The sequence below is a fragment of the Pseudomonas sp. LBUM1646 genome (assembly GCF_059716165.1).
On the sequence record NZ_CP166810.1, the window covers coordinates 3,652,123 to 3,665,610 of the forward strand.

Genomic DNA, 13,488 nt, shown 5'->3' on the forward strand with positions numbered 1-13,488 from the left:
ATCTCAAGTGGCGAGAATGAAGTCTGCGGCAGTGACGGTTGTTGCATCGGCCACACCGACCAGGCGGATGGAGTCAGCTATTCCTGCGGAGCTGATCAAAGTATCCGCACCGACATCGGTGATGATGACGCTGCCGGCAAAGGTCGCAGCAGTGACGCCGAACGCGGAAATATCGAGCCGGTCCTGGCCTCCCACCGCGTTGGCATCGAAGCCGATGATCTGATCGGCCCCGAAGCCCGCTGCGAACATAAAGATATCGTTGCCACTGCTGGCAACCATCATGTCGTTGCCGGCACCGCCAGTGACCGTATTGTTGCCAATACCGCCATCGATGAAGTCATTGCCGATACCACCCAACAATGTGTCGTTAGCGTCACCACCGAGCAACGTGTCGTTGCCTGTTCCACCATTCAAGACATCCGCCCCATCACCGCCGTCGAGGCTGTCATCGCCAGTGCCGCCGTTCAGGGTATCCGTGCCAATGCCACCGAACAGTTGATCGTTACCGGCGTCTCCATTCAGTGTGTCGTTGCCGCCGTTGCCGGTGAGGATGTCGTTGCCGTCGCCTCCATTGAGGGTGTCATTACCCACCCCACCGGTGATGACGTTATTCAACCCGTTACCGTTGCCGACGAAGTTGCCGGCTCCGGTGTAGGTCAGATTCTCGACATTAGCGCCCAGCGTGTAGCTGGCCAGCGAAGTCTGCACGGTGTCCGTACCGCCACCCGCCACCTCGACCACCACGTCTGCGGCGGCATCGACAACGTAGGTATCGTTGCCGGCTCCCCCCACCAACCGGTCAGCACCTGCACCGCCATTGAGGAAGTCGTTACCCACCCCGCCGGTGATGGTGTTGGCTAGCGCGTTACCGGTACCGGTGAAGTTACCGGCACCTGTATAGGTCAGGTTCTCGACGTTGGCACCGAGCAGGTAGTTCGTCAGGCTGGTTTGCACCAGATCAGTACCACCACCCAGCGCCTCGGTGACAAGGTCACCGACGTTGTCGACCACAAACGTGTCGTTGCCGGCACCGCCGTTCATGGCATCCGCGCCGAGCCCACCGTTGAGGGTGTCGTTGCCGTCCTCGCCATTGAGGACGTCGTTGTTGTCTCCGCCGTTGAGGATGTCGTTGCCAGTGCCGCCAAACAACTGGTCGATACCGGCGAGGCCATTCAGCGTATCGTTCCCGCCCAGGCCAAGCAGCACATCATTACCTGCGGTGCCGGTGAGGGTGTTCGCCAAAGCATTGCCCTGCAGTACCACGCCCTGTACCACAACCGCCGCCGTCGCTGCAGAGGTCACCGACTCCAGCGTGCCGAAGCCATCGGTGTAGCGCACGATCACTCGCAGTTGCAGATTGACCTGCGCCGCACCAGGGGTGAAGGTCGCAGCAGTCGCGCCGTTGATGTTAGTGAAGGACGCGCCGACACCTTGCTGCCACTGGAAGCTGAAGGTGCCCAGCCCATCCGCATCGGCAATCCCACCCGTCAGCGCGGTCAGCACCTGCCCTTGATCCGGTGTCGTATCGCTGATCAGCAACACGCCTGTCGGTGCATCGTTGACGTTGGCCACCGGCCCCAGGATGTTGGACGAAACGCTTTCGGCCGCACCGAAGTCATCCACGTAACCGACCACCACGCGCACTGCCTGGCCGACCTGAGCCTGGCCAAGCGCGAACGTGCTACCGGTAGCTCCGGCGATGTTGACGAAGCCAGGCCCGTTGTTCGCCTGCCATTGGTAGGTGAACTGCGGATTACTGAGGCCATCAACGTCGATGATGCTCGCCGGGTTAGCAGTCAACACCTGGTTCTGCAGTGCAAGCCCGGTTACGGTCGGCCCTGCAGTCGGTGCATCGTTGACGTTATCCACCGGCCCCAGGATGTTGGACGAAACGCTTTCGGCCACACCGAAGTCATCCACGTACCCCATCACCACGCGCACTTCCTGGTCGACTTGAGCCTGGCCAAGCGCGAACGTGCTACCGGTAGCGCCGGCGATGTTGACGAAGCCAAGCCCGTCGTTCGCCTGCCACTGGTAGGTGAACTGCGGATTGCTCAGGCCATCGAGGTCGATGATGCTCGTTGGGTCAGCGGTCAACAACTGGTTCTGCACGGCAAGCCCGGTAACGGTCGGCCCTTCGGTCGGTGTACTGTTCCCGGCCGAGTCGACGATCTCCAGCGTGCCCTTGGCATCCTGGTACACCGCACGGACGCGGATGTTCAGACCCGCCTCATCGGCCCCCACCCGGAAGGTGGTACCAGTCGCCCGCGATGCCTCGCCAGCGGCGATAACGGTGATGTCTTCAAAGATACCCGACCCAGGAATATTTTCGACCTGCCAGTAGTAAGCCACCCCGCCGGTCACCGCACCGGTCGGGTTGGCCACGCTTTGGTTGTCCGCGTCGTGTACCCCCCGATCACTGACGCGCAGCAACTGGCCGGCGACAGGCGTTTCGTCACGCACACCGGTGGCAGCATCGAGGATTGCCAGATGACCCAATGGATCGTTGTTTTGAGCGGTGCCCACTCCGGACGACAGCGCAATGTCAGCGAACTGCAGACGCTCGATGCCCGTCAAGCGATCGACGCCATCACGCCCCGCCACCGAGTCGGTCACAATGACAGTGTCGCCATCGATCTCGATGCCGTATTCCCCCAAATTACCGGAGAACAACGCGGTGTCGAAGCTGTTATCGCCGGTCAGAATCTCCCGCACGATGACCAACTGACCTGGGTTGTAAGTACCGTTCAGCATCAGCGACACCATCGGCTCCATGCTATCGAACGTGGCGATTTCCGGGCCAGTGCCATCAGCGTTCGCCCGTACGCTAATGCGTACGTTCAGCCACTTGTCACCATCGATGATGTCATCACCACCTCGACCTTCGATCAGGTCGCTACCACTACCGCCGAGGATGATGTTGCCGCCATCGAAGAACGTCGCTCCGGCTGGCAGCAAATCAGCCAGGCCGTTGATCAGGTTGATGTTGGTCAGCACACTGCCGGTTGCCCCCGCGGTGGGTAACGATGTGGCATCTTCGTTATCACCGCGCAGGAAGTCACCGTGCGATGAACCCGACAGACCTTCCATGATGTCGAAACGCACCAGCGCCGAAGCCCCCGAACCCGGCACCGGCGGAACATCGAAAAACCGGTCGGTGAAATCGATAGTCACGCCCTGGGCGAGCCCCTTGAAGGTTGCCCAGTCATAGCCTGAGCCGCCGATATAGCGGTCACCCAGGCCGAGGCTGCCGACCATGATGTCGTCGCCGCCTTCACCGTTGAACTTATCGTTCTCGTTACCGCCGATGAACACATCGTGGCCGATCACCGGGTCATTGCCAGCCGGGTCGAAGTTGTCGCCAGGTGCACCGTCCGAAGTGCCCTTTTCGATCCAGTCGTCGCCTTCGTTACCCATGTCCTGTTCGTTGGCTTTGCTGCCCAGGATGAAGTCGTTGCCCTGGCCACCAATGGCCTCGGAAGCGTCCTCACCGGTCACGATGAAGTCATTGCCGAACCCGCCAATGATCAGGTTGATGCCGTTGCCTCCGTGCAGCACGTCGTTGCCGTCGCCACCCTGGATGTTATCGTCGCCGCCGATGTCGGTGATGATGTCGTCGCCGGCGCCACCGCGCAGTTGGTCGTTGCCATTACCGCCTTCAATGCGATCATTGCCGCCGTCACCCCAGACCGTGTCATCACCATCACTCGAGACGAGGATGTCTGCGCCGTTGGTGCCGCCCAGCACGATGTGCTCTTCACCCGAGTACCGGATGTAGTTGGTGTCCGGCCCTGCGGTCAGCGGATTGTCGCGGAACACCACCTGCTCGCCGTTCTCGCCAAGCGGATCGGCGTTGCCCAAGCCATCGTTGTATTGCTTGCTCTGGTCCCTTTCCAGATAGAACCCAGGGTCCGAGAACACCAGGCCCGGCAAGTGCGTGGCCGAGGTGTTGGCCATGATCAGCTTGGCGAACGAGTTGCTTTCCAGTTCTGCGTTCATCGACAGGCCAGCGGTGCGCTCGAGGTAGTAGAAGCGGTCGCCGTCCTGCAGTTTTTCCAGCTGGTTCTCGAACACGAAGTTGAAGGTCGTGCCGAGCATGCCGCCGAACGGGGTTTTCTCTTCGGCCAGGCCGCCGATCCATAGGTCGATAGCATCGACCCCCGTGACCGTCACTCCCTTCAGATCGTCGGCAGTTCCCAGCACCCCATCCTTGCCGGCCAGCGTTACGTTGGCCCAGGCACCGCTACCGTTGAGGAAGTCCAGGCGATCAGCCGGCGCATCAACACCACCCAATACCAGCGCCATGGCCGCAGCACGTTTGCCTTCCAGCGTGGTCGCCGCAGTGATCGTGTCATGCGTGCCATAGGCCGCGATGAAGTTGATCAACGACTCTGGATGCTTGAGGTGCTGCACCAGATCGACCCAGCTGCTGTAGGGCTTGAGTTGGGTATCACCGGTTTGGCTGAAGATGTCGCGGCGGATCGCATTGAGCGAGGGAATCCCCACGTCGCGTCCACGGGCGATGTTGATCGCCGGCAGGTCGAGCGGCAGACCGAGCAGGTTATTGCGCAGCGCCTCGGTGACGAACTCGTCGATTTCGTTACCGGCCTGGCGAGTCACCCCACGTATAATCGCACTGGTCGCATCTTCTGGCGTCACACCACTGGCCGCGTACGCCAACGGGTTGAGGAACGCCGCGATCAGGCCGATTTGCTGATCGGGATCAGCGCTGTTCGGATCACCAACCACGTTGAAATCGACGTCGAAGCGATCGACGGTCTCGGTCAGCATCGAGTGGCCAAACCGGTAGACGGTGTGGGCGAACTCGGCGACGATCGAGGCATCGAGGTCAACGTCATAGACCTGGGTCGGTGCGAAGAACAGGTCGACCCTGGGCTGGATGGTCCGTGCAAACTCCTCAAACACCAAGTGCTGATACTGCATCTCGGTGCCGAACTTGGCAGCCTGGAACAAGCGCTCGCCATTCCACACCAGTGCATCGATCTCAGCTTGGTTGGCTGGCAACGCGTTCACCGGATTGAGCAGCCACTCGTTGAGGAAGGCCACGTCACCTGAATCGAGCACGGTGTCCTTGGTCTGTGCGACCAGCCGATTATGCTCGGCGTGGAAGATCGCATGCACCGCGGTCAGGCCGATGTTCTCGTTGACCCGGCCGTCGCCAGCGATGTAGTGCGCATCTAACAGTTCGTTGTCGTAGGCCAGGTTGGCCCCGGTCTGCGGATTGAACGGCACTGCGTTGCCAATGTCGGTATCCGCGTCAGGCACGAGCACGCCACCGCTGAACACCGGCGCTGCATTGTTGTTAATGTCGATGAGGAACTGGTGACCAGTGCGCACAGCATTGGTCAGGCTAATGGGGGAAAGCGGATTACCTTCGACAAGGACGTCATCAGCCGTGCCACCAAGACCGTCAGCCCCCTTCATCACAACCATCGGGAAGCCATTCGGCCCCTTGATGAAATTGCCGTAGGCGTCAGTCGCCAACAACGGGGCGTTACCAACGTCGGCATCGGTGAGGTGGATACCCAGAATGTCGTTGGCCTGCGCCTTGACCACCTTCCAGGTCGCCATACCGCCGATTTCGCTGTCGTCCGCGGAACCATACTTGCCATCCGCTCCCAGGTCACGGTTAGTGATCAGCCTGCCGGTCGCGATGGGGCCGTTGTCGGTCAGCTCATAACCGCGCAGGAACACCTGGTGGGATGGGTGCGAGCTGTAGGTCTGGTTTTGGTCCACGAACGGCGAGGTGGTGTTGGTGTGCTCATGGATGTCGTCGGCCGTACCGAGAACACCATCCGCCCCTGGCAGGTTGGTCGCGCGGGTCAGCACCATGAAGTTGGCGCTGCCACCGGGCACATACAGCGGATCATCCGGTTGCAGCGGGATGAAGACGGTGCCCGAACCGCCTTTGGTCACCAGGTCCAGACCGTGATCGAAGAACTGCCCGAAGAAGGTCATCCAGGCGTTGAACGGCGCGGACAACCCCGCATCCGCCGTGGTGTTCTCGAACAGGTACACATCGTGGTCGTCGGCAGTACCGAACTGACCATCCATGCCGGGGCTGGCGACTATCCGTACGCCATCCTTGAGCACGTCGTCGTTACCCACCGTGCCGAAGTTGAGCACACCGTCCGTACCCGGGTCGTAAGCCGTGGCATAGGCCGCCGGGTTGTTCGACGTCTGGTCGACGATCAGATTACTAATGGTGCGCGGCTGCGAGTCAAACACATTGCCGCTGTTCTGTTGGTACGACGATCCCGGGATGGCCGGCGAGCCGGGGCCAAAGAACCCGGCAGGTGCACCTTCCGCCGGATTGAAGACTGGATCGCTCAAGCGCGGGAAGATGTTATCCGCGGCACCAAATTCGGTGTTGTTAATGCCGTTGAGGTTCATCAGGTTATTGTTCGAGCCATCGACCGCACGCAGGCCCAATGGCGCGCGGATATTCGGGATCAGCGAGAGGATGTCCTGACCGGCCGCGTCTGCCTCCGCAATCTTGATCTGATCAAGAATGAAGTTGAGGTCGGAGCGGACCATGTGCAGGCCTTCGCCACCCGCCGTGGCATCGACCACAGGTGTCTGCGCGGTCGGCACAACCGGCGCGCCGGGAGCCACTACGGCTGTCGGCTGCGAGAACACGATTTCAGTCGTGCCATGACCATCCTGGTAGATCGCCTTGACCCGCAGCGATAGCCCGGCAAGGTCCGGGGAGACCTTGAACGCAGTGCCGTCGGCACTCTGGAACGCCAGGTCGCCGGCCGGCAACAGGATGATGTCCTCGAACACGCCGCTGCCTGGATCGGCCTCGAACTGCCAGTAGTAGGACACCGAGGAGTTGTTGAGCGTACCCAGCGGATTACCCGCCGTGACGTTGTTGGCATCGCGCACCGCGGCCACGCTGATCGTCAGCGTGTCGCCTACCGTTATCGCCCCGCCGTTTCCATCGGTGATGGTCGTGCTGCCAACCGGTTCTGCATTGAGCCCCGTCACCAGCACTCGTTGGGAGTCGGCGAACTGCAAGCGTTCGATATGCAGCAGGGTATCGGTGCCGTCGCGCGCTGCTACGTTATCCGTTACCGTCCACACATCGTCCGCCAGACTGGCCGTGCCGCGGGTGTCCTGAATCACCGTGTACTCGGACTGAACCCCAGAGAAAATGGCGGTGTCGAAGGCCGCCCCGCCCGTCGAGGTGCCGGGCATGACTTCCCGCACGGCCTTGAGCTGACCCGGGTTATACGTGCGGTCCAGCATGAACGGAATCATATCGACCATGCTGTCGAAGCTGGCGATCTCGGGGCCGGTATGGTTGACGTCGCCGGGGGCATAGACTGCAATTCTGACGTTGATCCACTTGTCGCCATCGATCAGATCATCGCCACCTCGACCCTCGACCAGGTCACTGCCATTGCCACCGAGGATGATGTTGCCCGTGGCAAAACCGGTAGTCGGCAAGCCGGCATCGGACAGGAACTGCGCCAGTCCGCGGATTAACGCCACATTGGTCAGCGCACTGCCCGTGGCCCCCCCGTGGTTGATGATCGTGTCCGCATCAACATCATCGCCTTTGAGCACATCACCGAATTTCGAACCGGACAAGCCTTCGACCTCGGCAAAACGGTCGAGAATCGAGGCCGGCGAGGCGCCGACCGGATTGAACACCCCGGTGTTCTGGTTTGGCGCGTTGCCGTGTGGCTGCGCCAGCGCGGCCAAGGACAGGTCAACGGTCACCCCGACCCTGTCATTTTTGTAGGTCACCCAGTCGAAACCGGACATGCCGTCCATCTTGTCCTGGGCATCGCTGCCGACAAAGATGTCATCGCCCCCCTCGCCGATCATTTCGTCGAAGCCACCACCGCCGACAAAGATGTCGTTGCCGATCGTATCGTCAGTGAGCAACGGCGCAGCGTTATCGCCAGGCGCACCGTCCTGCATGCCCTTCTCGATCCAGTCATCACCTTCGTTGCCGGTAGCTGGCAGGTTGGTCTTGGCGCCGAGGATGAAATCGTCACCCTGACCGCCGAAGGTGGTGGTGATGTCTTCAGTGGTGACAATGAAGTCCTGGCCATCGCCCCCAAGGATCAGGTTGCCTAAAGCAAACATGCTACCGGCCACGATCACATCGTTACCGGCATTGCCTTCCAGACGGTTGTCGCCGAACGAGTCGGTGATGATGTCATCGCCCGCGCCGCCAAGGACCGCATCGTTCCCCGCGCCACCTTCGAGGCGATCGTTGCCGGCGTCGCCGTAAACGGTGTCATCGCCATCACCGGAGACGATGATGTCATTGTCGGCGGTGCCGCCCAGAACGACATGGTCTTCACCGGTGTATTGCAGATAATTACTGTCCGCACCGACGGTGTTGGGGTTGTCGCGGATCACCAGCGGCACGATTTCCACGCCGTTGATCATGAGGCCGCCCGTCGGATCGGCGCTGCCGTCCACGCCAAGGTTAGTGAACTGATTGGCCTGATTCACTTCCAGGGTGAAGGTCGGCGTCAGGAACACGGTGTTCGACAGGTGGGTGACATCGGTGTTGAGCATGATCAGCTTGGCAAAGGAGTTGTTCTCCAACTCGGTGCCGAAGTTCAGGCCCGCGGTACGCGACAGGTAGTAGAAGCGGTCGCCGTTCTGCAACGCCTCCAGCTGGGTCTCAAACACGAAGTTGAACGTCGAGCCGAGCATGCCGCCGAACGGCATCTTCTCTTCGGCGAGGCCACCGACCCAGAAATCGATGTCGTCGAGGCCCGTGATCGTCACACCCGTCACGTCGTCGGCAGTACCCATCAGCCCATCCTTGCCGGCCAGCGTTATGTTGGCATAGGCACCGGTGCTGTTGAGGAAGTCCAGGCGGTCAGCCGGTGAACCACCACCGGCGAATACCAGCGCCAAGGCTGCAGCGCGCTTGTCTGCCAGTGTGGTCGCCAACGTAATCGTGTCATGCGTGCCAAAGGCAGCGATGAAGTTGACCAACGACTCGGGGTGCTTGAGGTGGTCCGCAAAGTCCGCCCAACTGATGTACGGCTTGAGTTGGCTGTCACCGGTTGATGCGTACATCTCACGGCGCGCTTCATTCAACGTGGGGATGCCCGTGTCGCGACCACGCGCCAGGTTCAGGGCCGGCAAATCGAGCGGCAGACCGAGCAGATTGTTGCGCAACGCTTCGGTGACGAACTCGTCGATCTCGTTGCCGAGCTGGCGGGTCACACCGCGAATGATCGCCCCTGCCGCTTCGTCCGCAGTCGCCCCGCTGCCGGCGAACGCCAGCGGGTTGAGGAAGGCGGCGATCAGACCCAGTTGCGAGTCCGGATTGTTCGGGTCAGTGAGGAGCGGATTGAATTCGGGGTCGAAGCGATCGACGGTCTCGGTCAACATCGAGTGACCGAAGCGGTACACCACGTGGGCAAACTCGGCGAGGATGGCCGGGTTGATCGAGGTGTCATACCCGTTGGGGGCAAGGAATTCATCGATCTGCGGCTGAATGGTCCGCGCGAACTCCTCGAACACCAGGTGCTGGTACTGCATCTCGGTGCCGAACTTGGCGGCCTGGAACAGGCGTTCGCCGTCCCACACCAACGCTGCGATTTCAGCGGGTGTAGTCGGTATCGCGGCCACGTCGTCCACCAGCCACTCATTGAGGAAGGCCAGATCGCCGGCGGCAAGGAGGGTGTCCTTGGTTTGCTGGACCAGGCGGTTGTGTTCGGAGTGGAACACATGGTGCACGGTGGTCAGGCCGATGTTCTCGTTCACCCGGCCGTCGCCGGCAATGTAGTGAGCGTCGAGCAGTTCGTTGTCGTAGGTCAGGTTGTTGCCGCCTGCGCCAACCGGCTGCGCATTGCCGATATCGGCGTCAGCATCCGCCTGCAGAACCCCGCCGACGACTACCGGCGCGGCATTGTGGGCGATGTCGTCGAGGAAGCCATGCCCGGCGCTCACGGCGTTGGCCAGGCTGATCGGAGCATCCCGGTTGCCTTCGACCAGTTGAGTGACGTCATCCGCTGTCCCGGCGATCCCGTCAGCACCGTTGCTGACGCGCATCACCACCTGCGGCATACCGCTCGAACCCCGGATGAAGTTGCCATACGCATCGGTTGCCAGCAGCGGCACGCTGTGCACATCGGCGTCGGTCAGGTTGATGCCGAGAATGTCACGGGCCTGGGCCTTGACCACTGCCCAGGTCGCCATGCCGCCATTTGTGCCGTCGCCATCATCGGCAGTGCCGAACTTGCCGTCGGCGCCGAGATCGCGGTTGGTAATCAAGCGTCCCGTTGCAACAGGGTCACCTGCCGCGTTGAGGACATACTCGCGCAGGAACACCTGATGCGAGGGGTGCGAACTGTAAGTTTGGCTTTGGTCCACGAACGGCGAGGTAGTGTTGGGCTGGCCATCATCGGCAGTGCCGAGTATGCCGTCCGCGCCGGGGGTATGCACTGCACGTGGCAGCACCATGAAGTTGGTCGGGCTGCCCGGCACGTACAACGGATCGTCCGGCTGCAGCGGAATAAACACGAAGTCGGTACTGCTCTTGGTGACCAGGTCGAGGCCGTGGTCGAAGAACTGGCCGAAGAAGGTCATCCACGAGTTGAAGCCGGCGGTCAGACCAGCGTCCGGCGACTCGTTGGGGATAAAGAACACTTCCTTGTCGTCGGCCGTGCCGAACACGCCATCCAGACCGGGGCTGATCACCGGGGCTGCACCGCCGTTCGCCGCTACTGCGGCCGGGTTGTTGGCGGTCTGGTCGTCAATCAGGTTACTGATAATCCGTGGCTGCGGGTCGACCACCGTCCCTGACGCGGCATAGGCCGCTCGATACTGGGCATCAAGCAGACGCAGGAAGGAATTGTCCGCGGCGCCAAACTCGCTTTGCCCGGCGACCAGGTTGTTGTCGCTGCCATCGACGGTACGCAGGCCGAATGGCACCTGACTGTTGGGTAGCAAATCACTGAGGCTGGTGCCGCCGGCATGCGCTTCTGCGATGAAAATTTGCTTGAGGATGAATTCCAGATCCGACTTGTTGAAATTGGCCATTTTGATTGCCCTCGATCTCTTTGGGGAAAGACACGGGACGATAAGAGTCCTCCCACGCCCATTCAGGTGCTGGCTTGCGCAGTTCGTTGGTTCGGTTGTTTGGCGAGAACAGGCGTGGATCAGGCAAAGCCGTCCCCTGCGCCCGGTAAGGCGCGCCTGGAGTTCGCGCAATGAAATGTCGCTGAGCGATTAGGCAGAGCGATTCCGGGCCGCTGGTGGGCCATGGAATCGGGAAGTCGAAGCGAACTTCCTGAACAGCTCCGCCACGGTGCAACAGAACGAAATGATCGACATGCCATGCTCCTTCAGGACCACCGTGCCTTGCACTTTCGAAGCGATGGCAGGCTTCAGACGGGCGCCCTTGCACATGACTAAAGTTCCATAGCCATGCGCTGTCAATATTACGACGTAAAAAATATAATTTTCATTTGATATGACAACTTACTGTTCTTAAAGGAGATATATAGATTCAGCTGAACTACTAGAGCGAAATGTTATTTCAAACTGTATCGCTAGAGAGACAAACGCCACCTACGCTGCTGCATGTGAACATAAAAACTTATGGAACTTTTCCAAGAACGCTATCGCTTGTGTCCGCGATAAGCATTCGCAACTACATCTATGGTTTTCCACAACATTTGCTGCTGCTTTTTTGCCGCAAGCACAACCGGCTTTTTCGGTGAGGGACTATCAAATGCACAAGCTATCGAGCACTCGATCCGAACTGGCTGACGCGATTTTTCGCCTGCGCCGCAGCTTTTATTCGCTGGCAGGGTTCAGTGGCGTCATCAACGTCATGATGTTGACGCCAGCCGTTTATATGCTGCAGGTCTATGATCGGGCCTTGGTCAGTCGCAACGTCACAACGTTGACGATGTTGACCATTCTGGTGATAGGCCTGTTCTTGCTGATGGCCACGCTGGAAATGTTCCGCACCCGCGTGCTGATCCGGGTCGGCAACTGCCTCGACATGGACCTCAATCGCCGCATTTTCACCGCCGCATTCGAACGCAACCTGAGCCGCGCCGGAGGTAATCCGGCCCAGGCCCTGCAGGATCTCGCGCAGGTGCGTCAGTTCCTCACTGGCAATGGCCTGTTCGCTTTCTTTGATGCGCCATGGACGCCGATCTACCTGCTGGTCGCCTATCTGATCCACCCGCTGCTAGGACTGGTCACGCTGATCGGCTCGCTGATTCTGGTGGGCCTGGCTTATCTCACCGAGAAGGCGACGCAAAAGCCGCTGGCCGAAGCCAATCAGGCCGCCCTCTCCTCCGCCAACTACGCCAACAACAACCTGCGCAACGCCGAGGTCATCGAGGCCATGGGCATGCTGCCGTCGATCGGCAAGCGCTGGTACCAAAGCCATTTGCGCATTCTCGAAATGCAGACCCTGGCCTCCGACCGTGCCGCCCTGATCAGCAGCACCGGGCGCTTCGTGCGTATCACATTGCAGTCGCTGATCCTCGGCGCCGGCGCGCTGCTGGCGATCGAAGGCAAGATCACCCCCGGGATGATGATTGCTTGCTCGATCCTCACCGGCCGCGCGCTGGGGCCGGTGGAACAAGTCATCGCGTCATGGAAGCAGCTGCTTGGCTGCCGTTCGGCTTGGGGTCGGTTGAACGAGATGCTGAACGACTATCCGCGCCGGCCACCGAGCATGTCGTTGCAGCGGCCGCTGGGCATGCTGGCGGTGGAGAATGTGTATGCCGGTGCCCCCGGCACCGGTACCGGCAACACGATTCTGCGCGGGGTGAGCTTCAACCTTTCCCCCGGCGAAAGCCTTGGCATTATCGGTCCATCCGCCTCGGGCAAATCCACGCTCGCCCGCCTGTTGGTCGGCGTCTGGCCGGCACAGGCCGGCAAGGTGCGCCTGGACGGCGCGGACATTTTCACCTGGAACAAGGGCGAACTTGGCCCATGGCTCGGTTACCTGCCACAGGACGTGGAGCTGTTCGAGGGCACCATCGCCGACAACATTGCGCGCTTTGGCGAAGTGGACAGCGACGCGGTCATCCGCGCCGCCAGGACGACTGGAGTGCACGAGATGATCCTGCGTCTTGCGCAGGGGTATGAGACCCGCCTGGGCACTGATGGCAGCCCGCTTTCCGGTGGCCAGAAACAGCGCATCGCCCTGGCCCGCGCGCTGTATGGAGAACCCAATCTGATTGTGCTGGATGAGCCGAACGCCAACCTCGACGACGTCGGTGAAAAGGCCTTGGTCGATGCGCTGGCTCAACTGAAAAACCGCGGCGCCACCGTCATTCTGATTTCCCACCGTCCCAATGTGCTCTGCGCCGTCGATAAGGTGCTGATGCTGCGCGACGGCGGTGTGCAGATGCTCGGTACTCGCGACGAAGTATTCGCAGCGCTACGCAAGGCCAGTGTGATGCCTGCAGGCGCGTCAACTCCACTGGCCTCCGTCAAAGCACGGGAGTAACCGAT

The 13,488-nt window shown here is 60.8% G+C and carries 2 protein-coding genes; one reads left to right on the forward strand and one right to left on the reverse strand.

The window, feature by feature from the left end; translation table 11 throughout:
- Positions 1 to 3: 3 nt before the first annotated feature.
- On the reverse strand, positions 4 to 11,046 hold the full coding sequence (locus ACA071_RS16830) for a peroxidase family protein (protein WP_497640193.1): 11,043 nt from the start codon (positions 11,044 to 11,046) through the stop codon (positions 4 to 6).
- Between the two features lie 694 nt (positions 11,047 to 11,740).
- Here ACA071_RS16830 and ACA071_RS16835 point away from each other — a divergent pair.
- The gene (locus ACA071_RS16835) at positions 11,741 to 13,483 is read left to right on the forward strand and encodes a type I secretion system permease/ATPase (protein ID WP_497640194.1); all 1,743 of its coding nucleotides are present in this window, start codon (positions 11,741 to 11,743) and stop codon (positions 13,481 to 13,483) included.
- Positions 13,484 to 13,488: the final 5 nt, after the last annotated feature.

What these genes read in the sequence shown, in the direction of transcription:
- ACA071_RS16830 (WP_497640193.1), bottom strand. Translation starts at nt 11,046, where the DNA reads ATGGCCAATTTCAACAAGTCGGATCTGGAATTCATCCTCAAGCAAATT.
- ACA071_RS16835 (WP_497640194.1), top strand. Translation starts at nt 11,741, where the DNA reads ATGCACAAGCTATCGAGCACTCGATCCGAACTGGCTGACGCGATTTTT.